This window comes from Rhizobium sp. CCGE531 (assembly GCF_003627795.1).
In the GTDB taxonomy this organism is placed as follows: Bacteria; Pseudomonadota; Alphaproteobacteria; order Rhizobiales; family Rhizobiaceae; genus Rhizobium.
This window is the reverse complement of record NZ_CP032684.1, coordinates 1,657,782-1,682,713: the sequence shown is the minus strand read 5'-3', so window position 1 is coordinate 1,682,713 and position 24,932 is coordinate 1,657,782. Positions and strand designations below refer to the sequence as shown.

Here is a 24,932-nt window from a genome sequence, read left to right as displayed (position 1 = left end):
CTCACGAACATGCGGCAAGCCCAACGCGAGCCATCCAATATTGCACGCTTTGATTAGCATTGACTCAAATGCTCGATCGTTGAAAGATCCACAACCTGAAACCCCTGATTTCGGCCGGAAATGCCCCGGCAATATGGGATTCTTGCTCTCAACAAACTGTCACACAGCTTGTCTATAACGCCGCTACCGCGGACTTGCGCAAGACCACCGGTTCCGAGCTTTCAAAAAGGAAATAGGGATTATGTCGAAACTTAAAAACTGTATTTCGGCCGTTGCTGCCGGCGTCATGAGCGTAGCGCTGGCTTTGCCTGCTGCCGCTGCTCCGACCAAGTTCGATTTCTGGTTCGGCCTGTCGGGCGACCTGGAACGCGTCGTCCAGACGCTGTGCAAGAACTTCAACGAGTCCCAGAAGGATTATGAAGTCTCCTGCGTCAGCCAGGGCAATTACGACGCCGCCCTGCAGAACACCATTGCCGCCTTCCGTGCCGGCAAGCAGCCGGCGATCGTCCAGGTCTATGACGTCGGTACCGCAACCATGATGCTCTCGGGTGCCTACTACCCGGTCAGCAAGCTGATGTCCGAAAACGGCTACAAGGTTAAGTGGGACGACTATTTCCCGGGTATCGCCCGCTATTACGCCACCTCCAAGGGCGAACTGCTCTCCTTCCCGTTCAACTCGTCGACCGCCCTGCTCTACTGGAACAAGGACGCCTTCGCCAAGATCGGCAAGACCGCCGCTCCGAAGACCTGGGAAGAAGCCGCCGAAGACATGAAGGCCCTGAAGGGCGCCGGCTATGATTGCCCGATGGCGATCAATATCTCCGGCAACGAAAGCTGGCAGCTGATGGAGCAGTTCTCTGCTATCCACGACCAGCCGGTCGCCACGAAGAACAACGGCTATGACGGCCTCGACGCCCGTCTGACCGTCAACAAGACCAAGTTCGTCAAGTACGTAACGGATCTCAAGAGCTGGTACGACCAGGGCCTCATCAAGATCAAGTCCAAGGACCTCGGCCAAGACATGGTTCAGGCCTTCGCTTCCGGCGATTGCCAGATGATCATGACCTCGGTCGGCGACCATGGTTCGATCACCAAGACCCAGAAGGCCGGCATGGCCTGGGATGTCGCCGAACTCCCGGTATACGCCGGTACCGAGCGCAAGAACTCCCTCGTCGGCGGCGCTTCGCTCTGGGTTCTCTCCGGCAAGTCGGCTGACGAATACAAGGGCGCTGCAGCGTTCCTCGACTTCATCGGCAAGCCTGAAACCGCTCTCTTCTGGTCCACCAATACCGGCTACATCCCGGTCAAGAAGTCCGGCTTCGACTTCATGAAGTCCAGCGGCTTCTACGACAAGGCTCCCTATAAGGGCCGCGAAGTCGCCATCGCCAGCCTGACCGCTTCCGAGCCGACCCCGATCACCCGCGGCGTCCGCCTCGGCAGCTTCACACAGATCCGCGCTGAATTCGGCAACCAGATGCAGGCCATCTTCGCCAACAAGGTCAGCGTCCAGGAAGGCATCGACAACCTGGTCAAGAACGGCGACGCCGTCCTCGACCGCTTCGAAGCCACCTACAAGGGCAAGCAGCTGCCGTAAGCAGCACGAGCTCAAGACAGACAGCGTCCGCCGAGGTTTCCCGGCGGACGTTCGTTATGAGAGCAAGCGTGGCATCGGGATACCAAGCCGGAAGAGACAATGGAAAAGCGTATAACTTTCAGCAAATGGAGCGTCGGCATCCTGTTCGCAGTGCCGCAACTGCTCCTCATCTTCACCTTTTTCTATTGGCCGGCCGGTCAGGCGGTCTTCTGGTCGCTGACGCTGCAGCAGCCCTGGGGCGGCGGCAACATCTGGGTCGGCCTCGATAATTTCAAATCCATTATCGCCAACGCGGACTACTGGAACTCGATCACGATCAGCATCACGTTCGCGGCGATCAGCACTGGCATTTCCATGGTGGGCGGGCTCATACTCGCAGCGCTGACCGATCGGCAATTGCGCGGTTCTAAAATCTACCGCGTGGTACTGATCTGGCCCTACGGCATCGCCGCGCCCGCAGCGGCAATGGCTTTCCGCTTCATTCTGGCGCCGGAAGCCGGCCTCATTGCCGTGGTCAATCAATGGTGGCCAGGAATCTGGGACCCAGGCCTCGACGGAAACGCCGCGATGGCCTGCATCATCGCCGCCTTCTCCTGGAAATATATCGCCTACAGCTTCATCTTCTTCCTGGCTGCCTTCCAGGCCATTCCGCGGTCGCTGATCGAGGCGGCTGCGATGGACGGCTCCAGCGTGCTCCGTCGCTTCTGGGACGTCCAGTTCCCGTTGATCACGCCAACCATCTTTTTCCTGCTCGTCATCAACATCACCGAGAGCTTCCAGGATTCTTTCGGCATCGTCGACATCATGACATCAGGCGGCCCGCACAACTCGACCAACCTCATGGTCTACAAGATCTATTCCGACGGCTTCAAAGGACTCGATTTTTCCGGCGCGGCGGCGCAGAGCATCATTCTGATGCTGCTGATCGTCGTGCTCACCATCTTCCAGTTCCGCTTCATCGAGAAGCGTGTGCATTACCGTTGAGGCTGACATGATCGAGCGCACACCCATTCTCAATTTCTTCACCCATCTGATCCTGTTCCTCGGCTTCTTGGTGGCAGTGGGACCGATAGCCATCGTCGCCATAGCCGCATCCCACAACATCGCCGACGTCAACAAAGTGCCGATGTCGCTGATCCCCGGCTCGGATTTCTGGGTCAACATGAAGACAGCCTGGACGACCGCCAATCTCGGCCCCAAGCTGCTGAACAGTCTGATCTTCGCCACCGGTGTTGCGGCGGGCAAGGTGATCATTTCGGCGATTACCGCCTTTTCACTCGTCTATTTCCGTTACCCCGGCCGCCATTTCATTTTCTGGCTGATCTTCATAACGCTGATGCTGCCGCTTGAAGTGCGTATCGTGCCGACTTACGCAGTTGCCGCCAATGTCCTGTCGCCCTATCAGGGTATCCTCGACATAACCGGCATCAGCTGGCTCATCCAGAAGGTTACAGGCATTGAGGTCGCACTGAACCTCGGGCTGCTCAACTCCTCGATCGGCCTGATCCTGCCATTGGTCGCGACGGCGACGGGCACCTTCCTCTATCGCCAGTTCTTCCTGACGATACCGGAGGAGCTGACCGAGGCCGCGCGCATGGACGGCGCCGGAGCGCTGCGCTTCTTCATCGACATCCTGCTGCCGCTGTCGCGCACCAACATGGCCGCACTCGGCACCATCATGTTCCTCTGGGCCTGGAACCAGTATCTGTGGCCGCTGCTGGTGACCACCGATCCCGCGCATGTGACGGCTGTGCACGAGCTCAAGTCGCTCATCCCAAACGTCGGCGGCCTTCCGGAATGGCATATCGCCATGGCCGGCACGCTGATCGTCATGCTGCCGCCGCTTGCCGTCGTCGTTCTGATGCAGCGCTGGTTCGTTCGCGGCCTCATCTCGACCGAGAAGTAATCTCTTTGTCTACCGCACCCTGCTTGGGGTGCGGCCGTAGCGAGCCAAACCCCTCTCCCCGCTCGCGGGAAGAGGGAGACCTCTTATGACAGCACAAACAAAAAACCCGGAAGTCGGGAAAGACTTCCGGGCGCACCTACTGAAAAGTCATGTTTGAAATCAGCTTGCCAGAACCTTGAGCGGCGTGACGGAGGCGACGGCGTCGAGCCGCAGGCCGGTATCCTGGGCGAAGAGATGGGTGTGCTGCTGCGGCAGCTCCAACGCGACCGACTGGCCGGTCTGACCGGTCGTGTGATCGGCAACCGCGACGGCAAAGCTCGAGCCGTTGATATCGCAATGGATGACGCGGCCGGCGCCCAGCTCTTCGACAAAATCGACCGTTGCCGGGATAGCGCCCGGTGTGCCTGCGGGGACGAGACGCGCATGCTCGGGACGGACGCCGAGAGCGACCGGCTGGCCGGCGTGGCGCTTGCCGATATTGGCGTCGATGGCGATCGGAATGCCGTCGAAGATAAACTGTTCGCCATTGGCCGCGAAGGTGCCTTCCAGAAAGTTCATGGCCGGCGAGCCGATGAAGGAGCCGACGAAGCGGGTGCGCGGCGTATTGTAGACCTCGAGCGGCGTGCCGACCTGCTCGACATTGCCCTTGTACATGACGACGAGCTTGTCGGCGAGCGTCATGGCCTCGACCTGGTCGTGCGTCACGAAGACCGACGTCGCCGAAAGGCGCTTGTGCAGGCGGCGGATTTCGACGCGCATCTGAACGCGCAACTTGGCATCCAAGTTGGAAAGCGGCTCGTCGAAAAGGAAGACCTTCGGCTCGCGGATGATGGCGCGGCCCATGGCGACGCGCTGGCGCTGACCACCGGAAAGCTCGGCCGGCTTGCGGGCGAGGAAATCTTCAAGGCCGACGATCTTGGCGGTTTCCTTGATGCGGCGATCGCGCTCGGCGCGCGGCACGCCGGCAACCTTCAGCGCGTAGCCCATGTTAGCGGCGACATCCATGTGCGGATAGAGGGCATAATTCTGGAAAACCATGGCGCAGCCGCGCTCGCGCGGCTCGAGCTGATTGACCACCTTGCCGTCGATGACGATCTCGCCCGACGAAATATCCTCAAGGCCGGCGATCATCCGCAGCAGCGTGGACTTGCCGCAGCCGGAAGGCCCGAGGATGACGACGAACTCGCCCGAGCGGAAATTCAGGTCGACGCCATGGACGACCTGATTGCGTCCATAGGCCTTGCGAACTTGTTCGATCCGGATTTCCGCCATGTTAATCTTCCCCGCCTGTCAATTCTGGGCCGCCAATCGGGTGGACTGCTAGCGAATTTGCATTACAGAACAGTGACAAGCATCCCTTATATCACAAACCGCATCCAGATTTCCTCACGAGAGTTGCGAGTGCCATTTCGCGATGAAACGCGCATTGGTGGAACCATTTTGCGACAGACATCGTATACTGGTTCCGGCGGCGACAAATCGTTTGAAGAAACAAGGGAAGTGGCTGGAAAAAACTGGCCGACCGTCGATCACGCCGCGGCACGGCTGCATGCGCTCGATGCCCACGCATCCCTGAAAAAGGATGGATAGACGCTATTCCGCCGGATGCGGGGTGACATGCGGGCCAACGGACCGCCCCTTATGGCCGACGCCGAGAAAATATCTCAGCACCCGGAAATAGAGGCCATAGGGCAAGAACTTCAAAAGCTTTGCCCGGAAGACCAGGCCCTTCGGGAAGCAGATGTCGAAGGCCGACGATTTCAATCCGGCTGATATCGCATCGGCTGCCTGCTGCGCCGATACTATATCGGGCATTTCGAACTTGTTCTTTGCCGTCAACGGCGTCTCGACATAGCCGGGGGTAACGAGCTGGATACGGATACCCATGCGATCGAGCTCGAAATTCAAGCTTTCGGCCATGTTGATGAGCGCGGCCTTGCTGGCTCCATAAGCAGCGCCACCGGGCAGGCCGCCGTAGCCGGCGACGGAAGACACGAGGGCAACCTGGCCGTATCCCCTTGCGCGCATATGCCGGACCGCCGGAACGAGGCAGTTGACGACGCCATGAAGATTGACGGCGAAACTGCGCTCGAACGCCTCGTGATTGAGGTCTTCGCCACGCGCTGGCAGATAGATGCCGGCGTTCAGAACCGCCAAGGCGACTGGGCCGTGCTGATATTCGATTGCCGCAACGGTGTGTTCCATATCCTCGGCATCGGTCACATCGCCGTCGAGCACGACGATGCTGCCTGCAAGCGCGCTTGCCTCCGCCTGCAAGGCCAGAAGCTTGTCGTGGCTGCGGGCAGTCACGGCCACCTTATAGCCTTCTTCCGCCAGCTTCAGCGCAAGCGCGCGGCCGATACCGGAACTCGCGCCGGTAATCCAGGCGACGCCGTGTTCAGGACGTGCGATGAACGGGCTCATGGCTCTTCTCCTTGGCTGGCGGCCGCCTAATCAAACGCTTTACCGCGGCCGTCCGTGGCATTTTAGAAATAGCGTATCATTGTGGCCGCTTTCGGCCTGTTTAGCGGCCCAACGAGGAAAACAATGTCACCAAATGGAGACTGGCCCGTCACGCGGCGGACTTCGGCCAACGAAGGCTGCCAAGTCGAATTTTGCGGCGCGAACAAATAGCGAGGAACAGAATTTCTTGCCTATGCCGCCTTGTGAAGGGAAAAGACCGTTCTTACAGTAGTTGCGAACAGAAGGCAGATTCCAATGACCGTCCATCCGTCCGTCCTCGAAGCAATTGGCAATACGCCGCTGATCAAGCTCAAGGGCGCCTCCGAGGCGACGGGCTCGATCATTCTCGGCAAGGCCGAATTCCTCAATCCCGGCCAATCGGTGAAGGATCGCGCCGCGCTCTACATCATCCGCGATGCCGAGAAGAAGGGGCTGCTGAGGCCTGGCGGCGTCATCGTCGAGGGCACGGCCGGGAATACCGGCATCGGCCTGACGCTGGTCGCCAAGGCGCTCGGCTACCGCACCGTCATCGTCATTCCTGAGACACAGAGCCAGGAAAAGAAGGACGCGCTGAAGCTGCTCGGCGCCGAACTGGTCGAGGTTCCCGCCGTTCCCTACAAGAACCCGAACAACTACGTGAAGGTTTCGGGTCGGCTTGCCGAGCAACTGGCGAAGACGGAGCCGAACGGCGCGATCTGGGCAAACCAGTTCGACAACGTCGCCAACCGTCAGGCCCATATCGAGACGACCGCCAAGGAAATCTGGGCCGACACCAACGGGAAGATCGACGGCTTCATTTGCTCCGTCGGCTCCGGCGGCACGCTGGCGGGCGTCACCATGGGCCTGCATGCCTTCAACAAGGACATCAAGATCGGCATTGCCGATCCGGAAGGCGCCGCCCTCTATGAATTCTACAAGAATGGCGAACTGAAATCCTCCGGCTCCTCGATCACCGAAGGCATCGGCCAGGGTCGCGTCACGGCAAATCTGGAAGGCTTTACGCCCGATTTCTCCTATCAGATCACGGACGCGGAAGCGCTTCCTCATGTCTTCGATCTGGTCGAACACGAGGGCCTGTGCCTCGGCGGCTCGACCGCCATCAATATTGCCGGCGCCGTTCGCCTCGCGAGGGATCTCGGTCCCGGACATACGATCGTGACCATCCTGTGCGATTACGGCAATCGCTACCAGTCCAAGCTCTTCAATCCCGATTTCCTGAAGTCGAAGGGCTTGCCGCTGCCGGGCTATTTGGAAAAGCGGACTGAAATCGCCGTCCCATACGAAACAACAGCGTGATCTTATGACCGTCAATGCCCTCTATCGTGACGATTTCTATCTCTCGACCGCCGAAGCAGTCGTAACCGCAATCCACGAAGACGGGGGCATCGAGCTCGATCAGACCTGCTTCTATGCCACATCGGGCGGCCAGCCGGGCGATACGGGCTTCCTGGAGCGGGGCGACGGCTCCAGGATCATGCTCGGCCAGACGAAGCATGGGCCGATCAAGGACATCATCATCCATGTGCCGCTCGAAGATCAGCCCTTGCCACTCGTCGGCGAGAAGCTGGTGCTACACGTCGACTGGGTGCGCCGCTACAAGCTGATGCGCATGCATACGGCTTGCCATCTGCTTTCCGTGGTCTGCCAATATCCGATTACGGGCGCGGCCGTCGGCGAGGATGAAAGCCGGGTCGATTTCGACATGAGCGAGACGATCGACAAGGACGAGGTGACGGCGAGGATGATGGCGCTCGTCAACGAGAACCATCCCGTTTTCGTCCGCTGGATCACGGACGAGGAACTGATCGCCAATCCCGGCATCGTCAAGTCCAAGAATGTGCGCCCGCCGATGGGTCTCGGCAGGGTCAGCGTCGTCTGCATCGGCGAGGATTCGGCCATCGACAGCCAGCCCTGCGGCGGCACGCATGTGTCCGAGACGCAGGAGGTCGGCGCGATCCACATCGCCAAGATCGAGAAGAAGGGCAAGGAAAACCGCCGTTTCCGCATTCGCTTCGGCACTGCGACCGACGAGAATTGACCCGGCAAGCGCCTATATCCATATCCCGATATCAAAACCAATAGACCATAGCAGGGAGAGATCATCATGGCAGCGGACAAGAGCCGTTTCGTCGTATCCGCCGACTGGCTGCAAGGCGAGTTGGGCGCCAAGGACCTGCGCATCCTCGACGCATCCTTCTATCTGCCGGCGCAGAAGCGCAATGCCGATGCGGAATATGCCAGCGGCCATATTCCAGGCGCCGCCCGCTTCGATCAGGACAAGATAGCTGATCATTCGACCAACCTGCCGCATATGGTGCCCTCGCCCGAATTCTTCGCGGCCGAAGTCGGCAAGCTCGGCATCAGCGAGAGCGATCGCATCGTCATCTATGACGGTCCCGGTCTGTTCGCCTCGCCGCGCGTCTGGTGGCTTTTCCACATCGTCATGGGTGCGCCGAACGTCTTCGTGCTCGATGGCGGCCTGGATGGCTGGAAGGCCGAAGGGCGGCCACTGGAGACGGCGCCGCCTGCCTTCGCGCCCGCGACGTTCAAGCCCAAGTTCAACGGCAGCCGCGTCGTTTCGCTCGACGAGATGCGCGGTATCGTCGACAGCAGTTCCCTGCAGATCGCCGACGCCCGCAGCGCCGGTCGTTTCGCGGCGACGGAGCCTGAGCCGCGCGAAGGCATGCGCTCGGGCCATATGTCGGGAGCGAGAAGCCTGCCCTCGGGCGTCTTTGCCACGAACGGCAAATTCAAGTCCCTGCCGGAGCTGCGCGAAACGATCGAGAAGGCCGGCATCGATCTCGACAAGCCTGTGGTGACGACCTGCGGATCCGGCATTACAGCGGCGATCATCACGCTGGCGCTCGAATCCCTCGGCCATGACAGCAACAAGCTCTATGACGGCTCCTGGTCGGAATGGGGCAGCCGGGCAGATACGCCCATCGTCACCGGTCAAGATTGAGCGCCCCGTCCGTGAAGACACCCTCGTCCATCAAGGTTCATATCACCCGACTGGAAATGACCGCACCGCCCAAGTCAAGCCTGCCGGTGCCGGTCAACATCCAGACGGCGATCATGCGTTCGCCTGATATTCCGCTGCCCTTCTATCGCTATCTCTATCGCCAGGTTGGGGCCCGCTGGCACTGGGTGGACCGGATTCGTCTCTCGGATGAAGAACTGGCCGCTGTCCTTCATGACCAGCGCAACGATATCAGCGTACTCTACGTCAACGGCGCTCCGGGGGGATTCTTCGAATATTTCCGGCAGGACGAGGAGACGATCGAGCTCAGCCATTTCGGCCTCATTGAAAATGCGCTCGGCCTCGGCATCGGCAAATGGTTCCTGCTCCAGTCGCTCTACGCCATATGGACGCTGAACCCGCAACGGATCGTGACGACGACGAACAATCTCGATCATCCGCGGGCATTGCAGCTCTACCAGATGTTCGGCTTCTCGCCGATCTCGACCGGTGAAGGCATCGTCCGGCCCTTGAGCGACAAGGAATTGCTGGAGCTCGCGAAGAAAAGCTGACACTTCGACGTGGCAGGAATCGGGTGGTTTCGCGCCTCGTTCCGGAGCATCACATGGCAGATCTCGAAAGGAGCTTTGCCATGCCCTCCATTGCCTTTGCAGCCATGCCCACCTCCGACGCCGAAGCTCTGTGGAACGGCGGCGCCGATGCTTATGGTCACCGGCCGGAGACCATGATCTCCGATGGTCCGGGCCATCCCTGCCGCCACTGCCTGCGCAATATCGATGCCGGCGAAGAGCTGTTCGTGTTTGCCTATCGGCCCTTTCCGGAATTGCAGCCCTATGCGGAGACGGGTCCTATCTTCCTGCACAAGACGCCGTGCCAGCGCTACGAGGCTGAAGAGATCCTGCCGCCCGTGCTGACAACCAGCAAGGATTTCATCGTGCGCGGCTATGGGAAGAACGATCGCATCGTCTACGGAACCGGTGCGGTAACGCCGACCGATGACATTGCCGTCTATGCGGCCTCCCTGCTCGAACGTCCCGACATCGCCTATGTCCACGTCCGCTCGGCGCGCAACAACTGCTATCAATGCCGCATCGATAAAATGGAGGCGCCGGCATATGCCTACGCCGGCGCCTCCATTTGATGCGGATTATGCGACGTTCAATATGCTTTCGGGCGCAACGGGCTCGTAGCCCAGCGCCTCGGCCACCGGCCGGTTGGTGATGCGGCCCTTGTGGACATTGAGGCCATTGCGGAGGTGCTTGTCTTCCGCGATGGCACGCAGGCCGCGATCGGCGAGCGCGAGGCCGTGATAAATCGTGGCATTGTTGAGGGCATGGGCCGAGGTGACGGGAACCGCACCCGGCATGTTGGCGACGCAATAATGCACGACGCCTTCGACCACATAGGTCGGATCGGAATGCGTCGTCGCATGCGAGGTCTCGAAGCAGCCGCCCTGGTCGATGGCGACATCGACGATGACCGAGCCGTTCTTCATGCCTGACAGCATTTCGCGCGTCACCAGCTTCGGCGCGGCGGCACCGGGGATCAGCACGGCACCGATGACGAGATCGGCGGAGAAGACCTCTTCCTCCAGCGCCTGAATGCTGGAATAGCGGGTGTGGACGCGGCCATTGAAGATATCGTCGAGCTGGCGCAGGCGCGGCAGCGAGCGATCGAGAATGCTGACATCGGCGCCGAGCCCTGCCGCCATCTTGGCGGCATGCAGGCCGACGACACCGCCGCCGATGATCGCCACCTTGGCCGGCAGTACGCCGGGAACGCCGCCGAGCAGGATCCCGAGGCCGCCATTGGCCTTCTGGAGGGCCGTCGCGCCCGCCTGGATCGACAGGCGGCCGGCGACCTCGGACATCGGCGCCAGCAGCGGCAGGCCGCCGCGCTCGTCGGTCACGGTCTCGTAGGCGACGGCTGTGACGCCTGAAGCAAGCAGGCCCTTGGTCTGTTCCGGATCGGGCGCAAGATGCAGATAGGTGTAGAGAAGCTGGCCCTCGCGGAGCTGCGCCCATTCCGAGGGTTGCGGCTCCTTGACCTTGACGATCATGTCGCACTTCTCGAAAATGTCCTTGGCGCTTGCGGCGATCTTGGCGCCGGCGGCAGCGTAGGAATGATCGTCCGCGCCGATACCGGCACCGGCTTTCGTTTCGACCCAGACTTCATGACCATGGGCGACATATTCACGAACCGACGCCGGCGTTAGGCCGACGCGATATTCGTGGTTCTTGATTTCCTTGGGGCAACCAACGCGCATTTCATTCCTCCTCGAATGCTTGTGCGGCTCGCATTTTCTCCAATGGAAATCAGACCACCTCCGCCCCGCAATGTCCTTGCAAAGACGATTTGCGTTGCGGTCATTTTTCGTGGTTTATTGCGCAAACAGGAGTTTTTTCGAAAGTTCTTCGAATGTCAGACCTCGACGCCATAGATCATTCGATTCTGCGGATGCTGCAGCAGAACGCGCGGATCACCAATGCGGAACTGGCCGAAAAGGTCGGCCTCTCGCCCTCGGCCTGCTCCCGCCGGCTCGATATCCTCGAAAAGAGCGGCGTCATCGACGGCTATCATGCGCATCTGTCGCAAAAGGCGCTTGATTATAAGATGATCGCCTTCGTGCACATCTCCCTATCCGGCCAGTTCGCCAAGACGCTGTCGGAATTCGAAACGGCGGTGAAGCGCTGTCCGAACGTGCTTGCCTGCTATCTCATGTCTGGGGAATACGATTACATAGTGCGCGTTGCCGCGCGGGATCTCGAAGACTACGAGCGCATCCACCGCGACTGGCTCTCCGCGCTGCCACATGTCGTGAAGATCAATTCCAGCTTTGCGCTGCGCGAAATCATCGAGCGGCCGAATGTCGGCCTGTGATCTTCGTCAGCGCAGATTCAGCAGCAGCGCGCGATGATCGGAAACTTCAGGCTCGGCGACCGGATCGAAGTCGATCACCTCGACATTTGGCGTCACCAGCATGTAGTCGGCAAAGCGGGGCTGCTTGCGATAGTGAGACGTGCGTGTGTCGCCATGTCCCCGCGAGGTGACGAGATCAATTAGTCCCAGGCTGCCAAGTATTTCGAAGGTTTCGCTTCCCGGCAGCACGTTGAAATCGCCGCAGACGACCAGCCGATCACCGTCCTGTTTCACCTGGCGGATAAGTTCGACAAGCGCATTCGCCTGATGGCGGCGCGCCGGCGTGTCATCCTTGCCTTCCAAGTCTCGCAAGCCATGCATATGGGCAATGGTAACGGGATAGCCGCGCTCGTAGTCGAAGAGACGGATGCAATGGGCGATGCGCGAGCGTGGATGATCCCCGTAACCGTCAGCCGAGAATTTACCGTGAACGAAGCCTGCTGCCTGGCCGATGACGGGATGGGTCTTGCGCACGAAGGTCGCCAAGCCGAATTCCGAGGAAAGCCGCCGGTCGCCGTCGAAGAGATCACCTCGCGCAACGGGGAGGAAGAAGGCATCGTAAGCCGGCAAAGCAAGTTTGAGTTCATCGAAGAGTTTGGCCCGCTGCGGAAGCTCGATTCCGTGATCGCGATAGACCAGCCATTCCGACTGCGCGCCATGCGTGCGAACGACTTCCTGCAGGCACAGAACATCCGCATCGACATCGACGAGATAGGGGATAAGCGGCTCATGCAGCCGACCGCCCCATGCATTCAAGGAAATGATGCGCATCTCCTGCACCTTTCGATAGCTACGTCTCGATATCACGTCCCCGGCAATGATCGGAAACCTGATTCCGGTGCCGATTCGATACGGTCCAATGCAATTTTAGCGTTTATCCTAAACATCCTTCAATACACACCTGGTATCCAGGCGGGGAAAAAGATGTATGAGCCGGGATAACATCATGCAGTTCTCTTCGAAAGCACCCGTCCAGGGCAATCTGAAAATCAAGTCGCGAGGTTCGTCGCGCCATCATGCGCGCCTAATGGGTCAGGTCCGCTATTTCACCAAGCTGGCCACCGGTCGTGTCGTCGATATTTCCACAAGCGGCATCGCTCTCGACCTGCAGTCGCCGCTCTACGCGGCCGCGGGCAGCAAGGTTCGCGTCGAATGCGATGATATCGGCTTCCTGGATGGTTTCGTGCGCTGGGCTCACAATGGCCGTATCGGCATCGAGTTCGATCGCTCCTCCAACGCGTCTGCGAAAGTCGCGTCCTATTTCCGCTTTTTCCACAAGGACATAAAGCCGGTTCTCAAGCGCTGATCGAATGACGGCGCAAGCCGGCTACGATCCACAATAAGCCTGTCACATTACTGGTGCACACCTTCGAAAATCGTCCTAATCTCCCTCGCCCGAGAGATGATCGACGGACTTATAGCCCCATCGTTGAAGGAGTGTTCCATGTCTTCCATTCTGGATTTACCCAGCATGTCGCGCCGTTCCCTGCTGCAAGGCCTCAGCGCCACTGCGGCGCTGATCGTGCTGCATCCTTTCGCCGCCCGCGCGGCCAGCAACCAGGCGCATCTGCGCCTCATGGAAACGACTGACATCCACGTCAACGTCTTCCCCTATGACTACTATGCCGACAAGCCGAACGACACGATGGGCCTGACGCGCACCGCAACGATCATCGACAATATTCGCGCCGAAGCCACCAACTCGCTCCTCATCGACAATGGTGACGTGCTACAGGGCAATCCGATGGGCGATTACATGGCCTATCAGCACGGCATGAAGGACGGCGATGTCCATCCGGTCATCAAGGCGATGAACACGCTCGGCTATTCGGTGGGAACGCTTGGAAACCACGAGTTCAACTATGGCCTCGACTTCATGTTCAAGGTGCTGGCCGGCGCGAATTTCCCGTTCGTCTGCGCCAACCTGACCAAGGGCCAGCTCGCCTCCGACCCGACGAAGGATGACCTGTTTTTCAAGCCCTATCTGATCCAGGAAAAGAAGATCAAGGACGGCGCCGGCAATGAAAGCTCGATCAAAATCGGCTTCATCGGCTTCGTGCCGCCGCAGATCATGCTCTGGGATATCAAGAACCTCGAAGGCAAGGCGCAGACGCGTGATATCGTCGAAGCCGCCAAGGCATGGGTTCCGGTCATGAAGGCCGAAGGCGCGGATATCGTCATTGCCCTCTCGCATTCCGGTATCGACGGCAGCGGCCCGAGCGAGAAGATGGAAAATGCTTCGCTCTATGTCGCGGCGGTCGATGGCATCGATGCCGTCTTCACCGGCCACCAGCATCTTGTTTTCCCCGGCCCGAAGACCTGGGACGGCGTCAAGGACGCCGATCCGGTCAAGGGCACGCTGCATGGCAAGCCTGCCGTGATGGCCGGCTTCTGGGGCTCGCATCTCGGGCTCATCGACCTGCTGCTGGAAAAGGACGGCAAGGGTTGGAAGATCGTCGACTTCACCTCCGAGGCGCGGCCGATCTACCATCGCGACGACAAGAAGAAGGTCGTCGCCGATGTCGCCGACAAGAAGGAAGTGGTGGAATCAGCAAAGGCCGAGCATGAGGCGACACTGACCTATGTGCGCACGCCAGTCGGCAAGACGTCTGCGCCGCTCTACTCCTACTTCGCGCTGGTCGCCGACGATCCGTCGGTCCAGATCGTCAGTCAGGCGCAGGTCTGGTACATCAAGGAGATGCTGAAGGAGACGCAATACAAGGACCTGCCGGTTCTTTCGGCTGCTGCCCCCTTCAAGTGCGGTGGCCGCAACGGCGCCGACTATTATACGGACGTTCCCGCCGGCAATATCGCCATCAAGAATGTCGCCGACCTCTATCTCTATCCGAATACGGTGCAGGCCGTCGTCATCAACGGCGCGCAGGTGAAGAACTGGCTGGAAATGTCGGCCGCCATGTTCAACCAGGTCAAGCCGGGCGCCAAGGATGCGGATCTGATCAACAACAGCTTCCCATCCTATAACTTCGACGTCATCGACGGCGTCACCTATCAGATCGACCTCTCGCAGCCGCGTCGCTTCGGCGATGACGGCAAGGTCCTGAATGCCGATTCGAACCGCATCCAGAACCTGCAATTCAACGGCAAGCCGATCGACCCCGCGCAGAAGTTCGTTGTTGTCACCAACAACTATCGCGCCGGCGGCGGCGGCAACTTCCCCGAGATCGCCGCGGACAAGGTCATCTACCAGGCACCCGATACCAACCGCGACGTCATCGTGCGCTATGTCCACGATCAGGGCACGATCAACCCGACGGCCGACGGCAACTGGACCTTCAAGCCGCTGTCGGGCACGACGGCGACGTTCCAGAGCTCGCCAAAGGCAAAGGATTTCCTCGATCAGGTCAAGAGCGTGAAGATCGAAGATGCCGGCGAAGGCGCCGACGGCTTCCGCAGCTACCGGCTGGTTCTGTAATCCCTCAGTGCTGTTGTCCTCTCCCCGCAGCGGGGAGAGGATCTTCTCATTCTGCGGCGAGACGCTTGTCACCCGGATGGAACATCTCGACAGCCGCCCTGAAGTCTTCCTGATTCGGGCATCGCGCCAGACGCGAGCGGAAAGCCTCGATCATCCATGCGGCGGCAGGCCCCGGAGGATTGTCGACCTTGCGGACGGCATAGAGCGGATATTCGCTCTGATCATAGGCATCGAGGGCCAAAGGCACCAGCCGCCCCTTCTGCAGATCCTCCATGATGAACGAGGCTGGCAGGCCGCCCCAGCCGAGGCCGCCTCTGATCAGCTGATGCTTGGTGGCGATATCGCTGAGGTGCCAGATCTTGTAGGATAGGACGTTGAAATCCTTGCCATTCGTGAGGTTTGACGCGTCGGTGACAACCAGTTGCACTTCTTCACGCACATCGGCAAGCGTCAGCGGCCTTCCTATCTGCGCAAGGGGGTGTGTGGGCGCGGCCACCGGCATCATGAAGGAATGGCCGATGCGCTCGATGACCAAAGCATCATCCTGCTTCAACACCGAGCCACCAATACCGATCGTCGATCTGCCGCTGGTGACGAGCTCCAGCATCGAGCCGAGTTCGCCGGTATCGAGCCTCAAGGAAACATAGGGGAAGCGATCCCGAAATTCCCGCAGCACGTCGACGGTCGCATGCACCGGCACCATGACACTGATGGCAACTGCCACCTCCGCCTCGAGCCCGCTCTTCAGACCCTTCACTCTCGCACGCATCACCTGGAGATCGGAAAGAATGCGGCGGGCATCCTCCAGCATCACCCTGCCCGCATCCGTCAATTTCGGCTGGCGCGAGCCGGACCGCTCGAACAGCGGCATTTCAAGCTGTGCTTCCAGGTTGGCAATGGTGTAGCTGATGACCGATTGCGCGCGGTTGAGCGCGCGCGAAGCGGCGGAAAAACTGCCTGATTCAGCGACGGTCAGAAAGACCTGCAATTGGTCGAGGGTGGGGTTGGGGAGCATCTGCCATCCATTCTATCGATAATTCCAATCCATATTATCACAGTTTTTCTCGATAGCACTGAGGACTTATTTATTGAAGCGAACGTGATCGGACTCTCCCAGCCGATTTTCGCAACCCATTGAAAAGGAAAACGGATATGTCCTCCATTCTGCTTCTGACTTCCAGCCCGCGTCCAGACTCGCTCTCCACGAAGATCGCGACCGAGCTTGCCGAGAAGATCAAGACCAACAACCCGGGCAAGACGCTCGTTCACCGCGACCTCGCCGCAGACAACCTGCCGCACATCGACGGCCCCTTCACCGCAGCCATCCGTACGCCGGCCGATGCCCGGACGCCCGAGCAGCAGGAACTGGTCAAGGTTTCCGACGCGCTGGTCGACGAGCTGCTGGCAGCCGACACGCTGGTCATCGGCACCGGCCTCATCAACTTCAACATCTATTCCTCGCTGAAGACCTGGATCGATAACATCGCCCGCGCCGGCCGCACCTTCACCTACACGGAAACCGGCCCGAAGGGTCTGGTGACCGGCAAGAAGGCCTACATCGTGCTTGCCTCTGGCGGCGTCTACTCCGAAGGCCCGGCTGCTCCGCTGAACCATGCCGTTCCCTACCTGAAGTCGGTTCTCGCCTTCATCGGCATCACCGATGTCGAGACCGTTTACATCGAAGGCATCGCTTTTGGTCCGGAAGCTGTCGAAAAGGCAATCGGCGCCGCCCAGGCCCGCGCCTCCGAGCTGGCTCTCGCCGCTTAATTAACTGCCGTATTGGGACACTGACAGGCGGCCGGCTTCAACCGGCCGCTTTGCTATTTTGCTTGCGCCAGTTCCTTCACGAACGGCTTGACGATTTCCAGAATCTCACTGGAAAGAGCCTCGTCGTTCGCCACGCGCGCAAGGCCGAGCGCCCCGGTCATAAGGCAGGAGGCGATGATTGCCCTCCGCCTCGCTTCGGCCGTTTCCGGCTGTGGCATGCGCGCCGTCATGGCATCGAAATTTCTTCGCAGGCCGTCCGTCGCAACCGAGCGGACCGCATCGCTGCTGCGCGCCATATCCGCTGTCAGCGCCGCGTAGGCGCAGCCCTCGCCGCAGTGATCGCGGTGACTTTCGCTGAGATAGATATCGACATAATCGCTGAGCGGGATGCTCTCCGGATCGATCCCCTTTTCCTCCTGCTGCCGCCGCCATGATCCGATCGCCGATTCCATGGCTTCCGCCACAAGTTCGTCGCGGGAGGCGAAATGCTTATAGAAGCCCCCGACGGTCAGGCCTGCCTCCTTCATCAGATCGGCGACGCCGATCCCTTGCAATCCTTCCTCGCGCAGACGCTTGGCGGCGAGCGTCACGATGCGTTCGTGCGTCTTCTGCTTTTCCAATTGTGAGCGGCCCATCGAAAATCCTTTCGTACCCGGCTTGACAAAATGGATTATGATCATAATCCTTATAGATAACGATCATAATCCAGATCGTGACAAAAGCCAACAGGAGCTACGAACATGCGTCTCAACAACAAGGTTGCCCTCATCACCGGCGGAAACAGCGGCATCGGCTTTGCCACCGCCCGCCTCTTCCTCGCCGAGGGCGCCAAGGTCGCCATTACCGGCCGCAACGCCAAGACATTGGCCGCGGCAGCGGAACAACTCGGCGGCAACGTACTGGCATTGCAGGCCGACACGACCGACATCCCCGCCATGGAGAAGGCATTTGCCGAGGCTGCGGAGAAGCTTGGAAAACTCGATGTAGTCTTTGCCAATGCCGGCATTGCCGGCGATACCCCGCTCGGCAACACCACGCTCGAGCAGTTCGAAACCGTCGTACGCGTCAATTTCACCGGCGTCTTCTTCACTGTGCAGGCGGCGCTGCCGCATCTGAACGACGGCGGCTCCGTGATCCTGAACGGTTCTGTGCATGCCGTCCTCGGCATTCCCGGCGCCTCGGCCTATGCGGGCACGAAGGCCGCCGTTCGCGCCATGACCCGCAATCTCGCTTCCGAGCTCGCGCCCCGCGGTATCCGCGTCAACCAGGTCACGCCGGGCGCCACCAAGACGCCGATCTGGGAACCGCGCGCTGCCACGCCCGAGGCCCTGGATGCGCTGCAGGCGCGCTTTGGCGGCCTGAGCCCGCTCGGCCGCATGAGCGAAGCCGATGAAATCGCCAAGGCTGCGCTCTATTTCGCCTCCGACGATTCCGCCAATGTCACGGCGATCGAAATCACCGTCGACGGCGGCGCCGTCAACGCCCCGGCCGGCGCCAAGATGTTCCGCACAGCTTGAGCCCGAGCGAAAGTCCAACCAGCCATCGATTTCAATGAATGTTATGGGCCGCCTGAGCAAATGCAGGAGGCGGCCCTTGCATCACGCGCATATTAAGGAAATCTGCCCGATATCAGACCTGGCGAACCTTTTCGCCGTCGCCGAAGAGGCCCGCGCCGTTCTGATCGATGATTTGCTGCGCCTTGCGGAAGGTCGATTCCACCGCGTCATCGGACGAGGTGAAGACGTCGGCGCGGATGAAATTGCGCACCAGGATCTCGCCGTTCACATCCTTCTCGATCCGGCCCATAAGGCGGAACTGATTGCCCTCGCGCTGCGGGGTCGCATAGATCGTGCAGCCGGCGTGGACTTGAGGCTCGACACTGACGGCAGGACCAGCGGACTTTTCTGTGCCAGCCTGCGATGCGCCACCGGTGAAGATCGAGAGGATATTTGAAAAGAACGAAGCCATGGATCGCCTTTAGCATGAAGGTTGCAGGCTCGCAAAGTCAAATGATCAGGTTTGCCAGGATCTCGTTTTCGGTGATGTCCTCATAGCCCATGCCGGAGCTTTCAAAATTCGCGATAAGCTGCTTGAAATTATCGGGATTCTTCGTCTCGATCCCGATCAGGATGGAGCCGAAATTGCGGGCGCTCTTCTTCAGATATTCGAAGCGGGCGATATCGTCTTCCGGTCCAAGCATGTTGAGGAAATCGCGAAGTGCGCCGGGGCGCTGCGCAAGGCGCAGGATGAAGTATTTCTTCAGCCCGGCATAGCGCATGGCGCGCTCCTTGACGTCTGGCAAGCGCTCGAAATCGAAATTGCCGCCGGAGACGACGGCGACGATGGTCTTGCCGCGAATGCTGTCGCGATCGAGCTTTTCCAGCGCCGTGATCGCCAGCGCGCCGGCCGGCTCCAGCACGACGCCCTCGACATTCAGCATGTCGGTGATGGTAACGCAGATGGCGTTTTCCTCGATGAGCTTGACCTGCTCTGCCGCAAAGCCCTTGAGGGCGGCGAAATTCAACTCGCCGATACGGCCGACGGCAGCGCCATCGACGAAATTATCGACCTTGGCGAGCGTGACCACCTGCCCCGCCTCGATGCTGCGGCGCAGGCTCGGCGCGCCGGCCGGCTCGGCAAAGGTGAAGGCGTCACGGGCAAGCGTATCGGCAAAATAGCCGGTGATGCCGGCTGCCAAGCCACCGCCGCCGACCGGAAGAAGAACATGGTCGGCGACAACGCCATCAGGCAGTTGTTCCGCGATCTCGGCAGCGACGGTCGCTTGCCCTTCGATGATATCGGCATGGTCGAAAGGCGGCACCATGACGCCATCGATCTTTTCGACGTGATCGCGCGCGGCCTGATAGCATTGATCGAAGAAATCGCCGAAAAGCTTGATGGTGATGAACTCGCCACCGAAGATGCGGGTCTTGTCGATCTTCTGCTGCGGCGTCGTCACAGGCATGTAGACCACGCCCGGCACGCTGAAATGCCGGCAGACGAAGGCAAAGCCCTGGGCATGATTGCCGGCGGAGGCGCAGACGAAGGTCTTTCCCGTGCCGCCTGCGGCAATTACCTTGCGCAAGAAATTGAAGGCGCCGCGGATCTTGTAGGAGCGGACCGGCGTCAGATCCTCGCGCTTCAGCCAGATATCGGCGCCATAGCGGGCGGAAAGATGCTCGTTCAACTGCAGCGGCGTTGCGGGAAAAAGGCCACGCATGGCCTCGGTGGCTTCGAGAACAGTCTGTTTGTCCACGGCTTGTCCGTCCTTCTTCAATCCATCCCCGCTATGACACAGGAAAGATGAGCAAAGAAAGCCTGTTTATCGCACTTTCAGACCTGCAGTAACGATGTTGCCCAAACGAACGAGCAATTAACTATTTATGCTTCTGACAGCTGAATTCTCAAAATCTGCGAGTTGACAGCCAAGCTCCCCCTGCGTCCAATATGACACAGCCATCATGACGATGGTTAGAGGCCCGCCCAATACCGATCCGTCGGCGCCGGCGGGCTTCGCCTGGGTTACTTCGCATGCGTGCGATGCTTGCAATCGGCCGATTGCTCCATTTCCAGCGGGTCCGCTGTCTCGAAGACAGCCGGTAGCCGTTGTACAGCCATCGGGATGGCCGCTTTTTGCTGACCTGCGCTTCGCAACGCCCTGATCAATTCGGGGCGCAAACAGTCCCCACGCTTTGCCGCAATCTCATGCAGATGAAGAAAAATGGACATGGCATACTCTGATCCGATTGATGGGATCAGATTAGGCATCGGCTAAAGCCGCAGCCACCCGTTTCCTGATGAGCCGATGGTGCGGACGACGGGGGTCGAACCCGTACAGCCAAAGGCCGAGGGATTTTAAGTCCCTTGCGTCTACCAGTTTCGCCACGTCCGCGCTGGGCGATTTCAATATCTTGCGTCGTGTGATTTGGAAAGCGCCGCGCGGTCGTTTTTTGTGCGGCTGGGCAGGTTTCTCAGATATGTGTCTTTTGCCCATCGGGCTTACTCGTAAACCCCGGCAGGTTGAGACAAACATTCTTTAGCGACCGACCTCCCCGACCCCAAACGAAAAAGGCGCAGCTTTCGCCACGCCTCTCTCCAATAATGTGCAAAAATCAAATCAGACCGACAGCTTAGCAGCAATCTTGGCGACATGTGCGCCTTGGTACTTTGCTGCTTCCAGCTCGATTTCGGAGGGCTGGCGCGAGCCGTCGCCGTTGGTGATGGTGGAAGCGCCGTAGGGTGAGCCGCCCTTGACTTCCTCGGTGCCCATCTGGCCCTGGAAGGCATAGGGAAGGCCGACGACGATCATGCCCTGATGCAGAAAGGTCGGGATGAAGCCGAGGATGGTCGATTCCTGGCCGCCGTGCTGCGTGGCGGACGAGGTGAAGGCCGAGCCGACCTTGCCGACGAGCTTGCCGCTGAACCAAAGGCCGCCGGTCTGGTCCCAGAAATTGCGCATCTGCGAGGCGACCGTGCCGAAACGCGTACCGGCGCCGACGATGATCGCATCATACTCGGCCAGTTCATCCGGCGTTGCGACCGGGGCTTCCTGATCCATTTTGAAATAGGAGGCCTTGGCAACTTCTTCCGGCACGAGTTCGGGTACGCGCTTGACGGTGACTTCAGCACCCGTGGACTTTGCGCCTTCCGCGACGGCATAGGCCATCTTCTCGATATGACCGTAGGAGGAATAGTAGAGAACCAGAACCTTAGCCATGAACGTCTCCCGTTTGTTGGACGCGTTGATTGTCGCGGAGTGTTGTATCAGCGGAGCGACAGCAGCGCAGCCCCCATGCCCGGAACGCACTGTTCATCCCCTGTGGACGAAAATTCATTTGCGTCGCTTCCCGATGATTGCCGAGGATCCGAAATCGACCGTTTGCATTCGCGGAAAACGGCGCTACCTATCTCGGACTTTTTGCGAACGCGCCGATGCGCTTTTTCACGGATCTCCTCATGTCAAACGATACCATTGTCACAGCCGCCATGCTGGCCATCGGCGACGAACTGCTTTCCGGCCGGACGAAGGACAAGAATATCGGCCATCTCGCCGATGTGTTGCTGCTGGCCGGCATCGATCTGAAAGAGGTTCGCATCGTTGCCGATGAAGAGGATGCCATCGTATCGGCGCTGAATGCCTTGCGCGGCCAGTATGACTATGTCTTCACGTCGGGCGGCATCGGCCCGACCCATGACGACATTACCGCCGATGCCATAGCCAAGGCCTTCGGCGTACCCTGCGAGCACGACGCCGAGGCCATGCGGATCATGGGCGAAATGTATGCGCGGCGCGAGATGGAATTCACCGAGGCACGCCAGCGCATGGCCCGCATGCCTATCGGATCGAAGCACATCGCCAATCCGGTCTCGACCGCTCCCGGCTTCAACATCGGCAATGTTTATGTCATGGCCGGCGTGCCGCAGGTTTTCCAGGCGATGCTCGATAATGTCATACCGACGCTCAAGACCGGGGTGCGTGTTTTGTCGACCGCCATTTCCTGCCCTTACGGCGAGGGCGAGATCGGCACCCCGCTCGCGCTCATCCAGAAGGCGCATCCGGACACCAGCATCGGCTCCTATCCACGCTATGTCGGCCAGTTCTTCTCGACGGAAATCGTCGTGAGGGGCCGTTCCGCTGAATTAGTTGAAAATGTCGCAGCCGAAGTACGCGCGATGATCGAAGCCATCCGCCAGGCGAAAGCAAAGGAAAATCAGTCGACTGAGGCATGACGCTCAACAAATAAGTGCATCCCGTGACGGAACCAGAGGTGATCGAAGCGCATTAATTTATCGCGGAATGGAGATATAATGCGCAGATCCAACCCCTCCGCATGGGAGATCACGTCATGTCCTACAAGACCATATTGACCGTTCTCGACAATCCCGCCAACACGCGCATCGCCGCCGATTTTGCGGCGGCGCTGGCTAGGGAACACGGCGCTTATGTTGTCGGCCTTCATGCGGAAATCGTCTCGACGGTGCCGCTGGTGGCGCCGATGGAAATCCCGGACCCCGTCGCCGTGCAGGCTCTCCAGGATGTCGCGCATAACCAGGCACTCGAAATCGAGCGGCTGTTCCGCACGAGGATGGAAAACGCCGGTCTCGACTACGAATGGCACAGCTTTGCCAGCACGGTCGGCTACGGCACCGAACCACTGATCGAGAGCGCCCGCAGCGCCGATCTGCTGGTTGCCGTGCAGCCGGACCCGTCCAAATACGGCGACTCCCAGGTCGACGTCGAAACCTTCCTGTTCGACAGCGGCCGCCCGGTGCTTCTGATCCCCTACATATTGACCGCTCCGAAACCGGTCCGCCGCGTGCTGATCGCCTGGAACGGATCCAAGGAAGCGGCGCGCGCCACTTTCGATGCCCTGCCCTTCCTCAAGGCCGCGGATTCGGTCGAGATCCTCTCGGTCAGCACGTCCGAGAAGGAAACCCACCCATCGCGGGAAACCGGCGTGCGGATCGCGGCGGCGCTGACGCGCCATGGCGTTCGCGCCAGGTTCGAGACGGCGGCCTGCACCGGCAAGTCGACGCCATCGCAGGTCATCGAAAACCGCCTGGCGGATGACAGCATCGACCTGCTGGTCATGGGCGCCTATACGCATTCCTGGCTGTGGCAGATGATCTTCGGCGGCACGACGCGCACCTTGCTGCAATCGATGACGGCGATGACGCTTCTGGCCCGCTGAGCCGCGAAAGCTCAAATCAAACGGTTTCCGGTGCAGATGTGCACCGATTGCGGGCTTTGCGGCTATTGCCTTTTGCCGGCAAATCCAGCAGAAAGCAGCGACCGATGACAGAATTCCCGCCAAGGGAACCGTTCGCGCGGTCGACAGAGCATGGTCCCGAAAAGGCATATGGCTTTTTCCCGGATGAGATCCTGTTCAGGCAGATATCAAGCGAATCGCGTTCCGGATTTGGTTCATGGTCCGCGCCCGCCGCGGGGTCTGCTCAGGGTCGCCGGCATTGCCGGCGCGTTATTATTCCATGCCCCGGAGCTTCTGCCATGTCCCTGCCCGATAAAGCCTTTCCCGTATCCTGGGATCAGTTCCACCGCGATGCGCGCGCGCTTGCCTGGCGGCTTGCCGGCCTCAACCGCGAATTCAAGGCAATCGTCTGTATCACCCGCGGCGGCCTCGTGCCGGCCGCCATCATCTCGCGCGAGCTCAATATCCGCCTGATCGAGACGGTCTGCGTCGCCTCCTATCACGACTATTCCAGCCAAGGCGAAATGAACCTGCTCAAAGGCATCGCGCCGGAACTGACGGTCAATGGCGGCGAAGGCGTGCTTGTCATCGACGACCTGACCGATACCGGCAAGACCGCCGTCGAAGTCCGCAACCTGCTGCCGAAGGCGCATTTCGCCTGCGTCTATGCCAAGCCGAAGGGTGTGCCGACCATCGACACCTTCATCACCGAAGTCAGCCAGGACACCTGGATCTACTTCCCCTGGGACATGGGCTTCACCTATCAGGAGCCGATCGCCAAGGGTCAACGCGGCTAAGCCCGCTTGTCGGCTTTGCGAATCACCCGCTGATTCCGTTGCGTGTCGAGATTGAACCGGAAGACGGTAATAGAGGTGGGCGCTACGGCGCCCACTAGATTTAGTAGGCGTCACAATAGCTGGAATGCGCGGAATTCAAGGGTTTCCGAGCGAATCATGATGCGCCACGGCATGATTTCGCTGCCTTGCCAATGGCATCCCGGTCACGGTCACAATTTTGTCGTTTTTGACTCCGGCAGTGATGGGGCTTGCGCCGTCTTCGGCCGCACAAAGGGCGAGCATCTCCCACCAAGCTCTTGATTCTTCTACTCTACTGGCGTTTCCCCAATTTCCACAGGTGAGCCCACAAGATATTGTGGTTAA

At 59.8% G+C, this 24,932-nt stretch carries 26 protein-coding genes and 1 tRNA gene; 17 read left to right on the top strand and 10 right to left on the bottom strand.

The window, feature by feature from the left end:
• The first annotated feature begins 241 nt into the window (after positions 1-241).
• From CCGE531_RS08295 to CCGE531_RS08285, 3 genes are all read left to right on the top strand, one after another.
• Entirely contained in the window at positions 242-1,594 is a 1,353-nt protein-coding gene (locus CCGE531_RS08295) for an extracellular solute-binding protein (RefSeq protein ID WP_120663741.1), read from the top strand.
• Between the two features lie 99 nt (positions 1,595-1,693).
• Positions 1,694-2,578: an ABC transporter permease subunit gene (locus CCGE531_RS08290; protein ID WP_120663740.1), complete on the top strand. Its 885-nt coding sequence runs from the start codon at positions 1,694-1,696 to the stop codon at positions 2,576-2,578.
• Positions 2,579-2,585: 7 nt separating this feature from the next.
• Complete coding sequence (locus tag CCGE531_RS08285; protein ID WP_120663739.1) at positions 2,586-3,500, top strand: ABC transporter permease subunit; 915 nt, start codon at positions 2,586-2,588, stop codon at positions 3,498-3,500.
• A gap of 159 nt (positions 3,501-3,659) precedes the next feature.
• Here CCGE531_RS08285 and CCGE531_RS08280 read toward each other — a convergent pair whose 3' ends face one another.
• Positions 3,660-4,772, bottom strand: coding sequence for a sn-glycerol-3-phosphate import ATP-binding protein UgpC (locus CCGE531_RS08280; RefSeq protein ID WP_120663738.1), 1,113 nt, complete (start codon positions 4,770-4,772; stop codon positions 3,660-3,662).
• Positions 4,773-4,901: 129 nt separating this feature from the next.
• On the opposite strand from CCGE531_RS08280, the gene CCGE531_RS34185 reads away from it, so the two are divergent.
• Positions 4,902-5,090: a hypothetical protein gene (locus CCGE531_RS34185; protein WP_162943864.1), complete on the top strand. Its 189-nt coding sequence runs from the start codon at positions 4,902-4,904 to the stop codon at positions 5,088-5,090.
• Positions 5,091-5,093: 3 nt separating this feature from the next.
• Here the strand turns inward: CCGE531_RS34185 and CCGE531_RS08275 are convergent, their stop codons facing one another.
• Positions 5,094-5,924: an SDR family NAD(P)-dependent oxidoreductase gene (locus CCGE531_RS08275; RefSeq protein ID WP_120663737.1), complete on the bottom strand. Its 831-nt coding sequence runs from the start codon at positions 5,922-5,924 to the stop codon at positions 5,094-5,096.
• Between the two features lie 294 nt (positions 5,925-6,218).
• Between CCGE531_RS08275 and CCGE531_RS08270 the strand changes: the two genes are divergently transcribed.
• From CCGE531_RS08270 to CCGE531_RS08250, 5 genes are all read left to right on the top strand, one after another.
• Positions 6,219-7,259, top strand: a complete 1,041-nt coding sequence (locus tag CCGE531_RS08270; protein ID WP_120663736.1) for a cysteine synthase A — start codon at positions 6,219-6,221, stop codon at positions 7,257-7,259.
• Between the two features lie 4 nt (positions 7,260-7,263).
• The gene (locus CCGE531_RS08265; RefSeq protein ID WP_120663735.1) at positions 7,264-8,001 is read left to right on the top strand and encodes an alanyl-tRNA editing protein; all 738 of its coding nucleotides are present in this window, start codon (positions 7,264-7,266) and stop codon (positions 7,999-8,001) included.
• A 66-nt stretch (positions 8,002-8,067) separates the two neighbouring features.
• Positions 8,068-8,925: a 3-mercaptopyruvate sulfurtransferase gene (gene sseA, locus CCGE531_RS08260; RefSeq protein ID WP_120663734.1), complete on the top strand. Its 858-nt coding sequence runs from the start codon at positions 8,068-8,070 to the stop codon at positions 8,923-8,925.
• Positions 8,880-9,494 carry a GNAT family N-acetyltransferase gene (locus CCGE531_RS08255; RefSeq protein WP_120663733.1) on the top strand — a complete coding sequence of 205 codons (615 nt, stop codon included), beginning with the start codon at positions 8,880-8,882 and terminating at the stop codon, positions 9,492-9,494. The genes sseA and CCGE531_RS08255 overlap by 46 nt, the downstream gene beginning before the upstream one ends.
• A gap of 80 nt (positions 9,495-9,574) precedes the next feature.
• A complete protein-coding gene (locus tag CCGE531_RS08250) occupies positions 9,575-10,084 on the top strand; it encodes a DUF1203 domain-containing protein (RefSeq protein ID WP_120666618.1) in 510 nt (169 codons plus the stop codon).
• Positions 10,085-10,090: 6 nt separating this feature from the next.
• Here CCGE531_RS08250 and ald read toward each other — a convergent pair whose 3' ends face one another.
• A complete protein-coding gene (gene ald, locus CCGE531_RS08245) occupies positions 10,091-11,209 on the bottom strand; it encodes an alanine dehydrogenase (RefSeq protein ID WP_120663732.1) in 1,119 nt (372 codons plus the stop codon).
• A gap of 152 nt (positions 11,210-11,361) precedes the next feature.
• On the opposite strand from ald, the gene CCGE531_RS08240 reads away from it, so the two are divergent.
• A complete protein-coding gene (locus tag CCGE531_RS08240; protein ID WP_120663731.1) occupies positions 11,362-11,823 on the top strand; it encodes an Lrp/AsnC family transcriptional regulator in 462 nt (153 codons plus the stop codon).
• A gap of 6 nt (positions 11,824-11,829) precedes the next feature.
• Here CCGE531_RS08240 and CCGE531_RS08235 read toward each other — a convergent pair whose 3' ends face one another.
• Positions 11,830-12,633 carry an endonuclease/exonuclease/phosphatase family protein gene (locus CCGE531_RS08235; protein ID WP_120663730.1) on the bottom strand — a complete coding sequence of 268 codons (804 nt, stop codon included), beginning with the start codon at positions 12,631-12,633 and terminating at the stop codon, positions 11,830-11,832.
• Between the two features lie 175 nt (positions 12,634-12,808).
• Between CCGE531_RS08235 and CCGE531_RS08230 the strand changes: the two genes are divergently transcribed.
• Together CCGE531_RS08230 and CCGE531_RS08225 are read left to right on the top strand one after the other, a co-directional pair.
• Positions 12,809-13,168 carry a PilZ domain-containing protein gene (locus tag CCGE531_RS08230; protein ID WP_120666617.1) on the top strand — a complete coding sequence of 120 codons (360 nt, stop codon included), beginning with the start codon at positions 12,809-12,811 and terminating at the stop codon, positions 13,166-13,168.
• Positions 13,169-13,306: 138 nt separating this feature from the next.
• The gene (locus CCGE531_RS08225; protein WP_120663729.1) at positions 13,307-15,295 is read left to right on the top strand and encodes a bifunctional 2',3'-cyclic-nucleotide 2'-phosphodiesterase/3'-nucleotidase; all 1,989 of its coding nucleotides are present in this window, start codon (positions 13,307-13,309) and stop codon (positions 15,293-15,295) included.
• Between the two features lie 46 nt (positions 15,296-15,341).
• Here the strand turns inward: CCGE531_RS08225 and CCGE531_RS08220 are convergent, their stop codons facing one another.
• Positions 15,342-16,310 (bottom strand): LysR family transcriptional regulator, encoded by a 969-nt coding sequence (locus CCGE531_RS08220; protein WP_120663728.1) that lies wholly within the window; start codon positions 16,308-16,310, stop codon positions 15,342-15,344.
• Between the two features lie 137 nt (positions 16,311-16,447).
• On the opposite strand from CCGE531_RS08220, the gene CCGE531_RS08215 reads away from it, so the two are divergent.
• Positions 16,448-17,062 carry an FMN-dependent NADH-azoreductase gene (locus CCGE531_RS08215; protein ID WP_120663727.1) on the top strand — a complete coding sequence of 205 codons (615 nt, stop codon included), beginning with the start codon at positions 16,448-16,450 and terminating at the stop codon, positions 17,060-17,062.
• A 53-nt stretch (positions 17,063-17,115) separates the two neighbouring features.
• Here CCGE531_RS08215 and CCGE531_RS08210 read toward each other — a convergent pair whose 3' ends face one another.
• A complete protein-coding gene (locus CCGE531_RS08210) occupies positions 17,116-17,697 on the bottom strand; it encodes a TetR/AcrR family transcriptional regulator (protein ID WP_120666615.1) in 582 nt (193 codons plus the stop codon).
• Between the two features lie 105 nt (positions 17,698-17,802).
• On the opposite strand from CCGE531_RS08210, the gene CCGE531_RS08205 reads away from it, so the two are divergent.
• The gene (locus tag CCGE531_RS08205; protein WP_120663726.1) at positions 17,803-18,579 is read left to right on the top strand and encodes an SDR family oxidoreductase; all 777 of its coding nucleotides are present in this window, start codon (positions 17,803-17,805) and stop codon (positions 18,577-18,579) included.
• A gap of 112 nt (positions 18,580-18,691) precedes the next feature.
• Here CCGE531_RS08205 and CCGE531_RS08200 read toward each other — a convergent pair whose 3' ends face one another.
• The 4 genes from CCGE531_RS08200 to wrbA form a co-directional block, all read right to left on the bottom strand.
• Positions 18,692-19,030: an HlyU family transcriptional regulator gene (locus CCGE531_RS08200; RefSeq protein ID WP_120663725.1), complete on the bottom strand. Its 339-nt coding sequence runs from the start codon at positions 19,028-19,030 to the stop codon at positions 18,692-18,694.
• Between the two features lie 37 nt (positions 19,031-19,067).
• Positions 19,068-20,318 carry a threonine ammonia-lyase gene (gene ilvA / locus CCGE531_RS08195; protein ID WP_120666613.1) on the bottom strand — a complete coding sequence of 417 codons (1,251 nt, stop codon included), beginning with the start codon at positions 20,316-20,318 and terminating at the stop codon, positions 19,068-19,070.
• Between the two features lie 550 nt (positions 20,319-20,868).
• Positions 20,869-20,954: transfer RNA gene (locus CCGE531_RS08185), tRNA-Leu, on the bottom strand.
• A gap of 225 nt (positions 20,955-21,179) precedes the next feature.
• Positions 21,180-21,779, bottom strand: a complete 600-nt coding sequence (gene wrbA, locus CCGE531_RS08180; protein ID WP_120663723.1) for an NAD(P)H:quinone oxidoreductase type IV — start codon at positions 21,777-21,779, stop codon at positions 21,180-21,182.
• Between the two features lie 239 nt (positions 21,780-22,018).
• Between wrbA and CCGE531_RS08175 the strand changes: the two genes are divergently transcribed.
• The 3 genes from CCGE531_RS08175 (at position 22,019) to gpt (ending at position 24,569) form a co-directional block, all read left to right on the top strand.
• Complete coding sequence (locus tag CCGE531_RS08175; protein WP_120666611.1) at positions 22,019-22,792, top strand: competence/damage-inducible protein A; 774 nt, start codon at positions 22,019-22,021, stop codon at positions 22,790-22,792.
• Between the two features lie 116 nt (positions 22,793-22,908).
• On the top strand, positions 22,909-23,754 hold the full coding sequence (locus tag CCGE531_RS08170; protein WP_120663722.1) for a universal stress protein: 846 nt from the start codon (positions 22,909-22,911) through the stop codon (positions 23,752-23,754).
• Positions 23,755-24,071: 317 nt separating this feature from the next.
• A complete protein-coding gene (gene gpt, locus CCGE531_RS08165; RefSeq protein WP_120663721.1) occupies positions 24,072-24,569 on the top strand; it encodes a xanthine phosphoribosyltransferase in 498 nt (165 codons plus the stop codon).
• Positions 24,570-24,932 lie beyond the last annotated feature (363 nt).

Coding starts and splice junctions, on each gene's coding strand:
- CCGE531_RS08295 (WP_120663741.1), top strand. CDS start 242: ATGTCGAAACTTAAAAACTGTATTTCGGCCGTTGCTGCCGGCGTCATG.
- CCGE531_RS08290 (WP_120663740.1), top strand. CDS start 1,694: ATGGAAAAGCGTATAACTTTCAGCAAATGGAGCGTCGGCATCCTGTTC.
- CCGE531_RS08285 (WP_120663739.1), top strand. CDS start 2,586: ATGATCGAGCGCACACCCATTCTCAATTTCTTCACCCATCTGATCCTG.
- CCGE531_RS08280 (WP_120663738.1), bottom strand. CDS start 4,772: ATGGCGGAAATCCGGATCGAACAAGTTCGCAAGGCCTATGGACGCAAT.
- CCGE531_RS08275 (WP_120663737.1), bottom strand. CDS start 5,924: ATGAGCCCGTTCATCGCACGTCCTGAACACGGCGTCGCCTGGATTACC.
- CCGE531_RS08270 (WP_120663736.1), top strand. CDS start 6,219: ATGACCGTCCATCCGTCCGTCCTCGAAGCAATTGGCAATACGCCGCTG.
- CCGE531_RS08265 (WP_120663735.1), top strand. CDS start 7,264: ATGACCGTCAATGCCCTCTATCGTGACGATTTCTATCTCTCGACCGCC.
- sseA (WP_120663734.1), top strand. CDS start 8,068: ATGGCAGCGGACAAGAGCCGTTTCGTCGTATCCGCCGACTGGCTGCAA.
- CCGE531_RS08255 (WP_120663733.1), top strand. CDS start 8,880: ATGGGGCAGCCGGGCAGATACGCCCATCGTCACCGGTCAAGATTGAGC.
- CCGE531_RS08250 (WP_120666618.1), top strand. CDS start 9,575: ATGCCCTCCATTGCCTTTGCAGCCATGCCCACCTCCGACGCCGAAGCT.
- ald (WP_120663732.1), bottom strand. CDS start 11,209: ATGCGCGTTGGTTGCCCCAAGGAAATCAAGAACCACGAATATCGCGTC.
- CCGE531_RS08240 (WP_120663731.1), top strand. CDS start 11,362: ATGTCAGACCTCGACGCCATAGATCATTCGATTCTGCGGATGCTGCAG.
- CCGE531_RS08235 (WP_120663730.1), bottom strand. CDS start 12,633: ATGCGCATCATTTCCTTGAATGCATGGGGCGGTCGGCTGCATGAGCCG.
- CCGE531_RS08230 (WP_120666617.1), top strand. CDS start 12,809: ATGCAGTTCTCTTCGAAAGCACCCGTCCAGGGCAATCTGAAAATCAAG.
- CCGE531_RS08225 (WP_120663729.1), top strand. CDS start 13,307: ATGTCTTCCATTCTGGATTTACCCAGCATGTCGCGCCGTTCCCTGCTG.
- CCGE531_RS08220 (WP_120663728.1), bottom strand. CDS start 16,310: ATGCTCCCCAACCCCACCCTCGACCAATTGCAGGTCTTTCTGACCGTC.
- CCGE531_RS08215 (WP_120663727.1), top strand. CDS start 16,448: ATGTCCTCCATTCTGCTTCTGACTTCCAGCCCGCGTCCAGACTCGCTC.
- CCGE531_RS08210 (WP_120666615.1), bottom strand. CDS start 17,697: ATGGGCCGCTCACAATTGGAAAAGCAGAAGACGCACGAACGCATCGTG.
- CCGE531_RS08205 (WP_120663726.1), top strand. CDS start 17,803: ATGCGTCTCAACAACAAGGTTGCCCTCATCACCGGCGGAAACAGCGGC.
- CCGE531_RS08200 (WP_120663725.1), bottom strand. CDS start 19,030: ATGGCTTCGTTCTTTTCAAATATCCTCTCGATCTTCACCGGTGGCGCA.
- wrbA (WP_120663723.1), bottom strand. CDS start 21,779: ATGGCTAAGGTTCTGGTTCTCTACTATTCCTCCTACGGTCATATCGAG.
- CCGE531_RS08175 (WP_120666611.1), top strand. CDS start 22,019: ATGTCAAACGATACCATTGTCACAGCCGCCATGCTGGCCATCGGCGAC.
- CCGE531_RS08170 (WP_120663722.1), top strand. CDS start 22,909: ATGTCCTACAAGACCATATTGACCGTTCTCGACAATCCCGCCAACACG.
- gpt (WP_120663721.1), top strand. CDS start 24,072: ATGTCCCTGCCCGATAAAGCCTTTCCCGTATCCTGGGATCAGTTCCAC.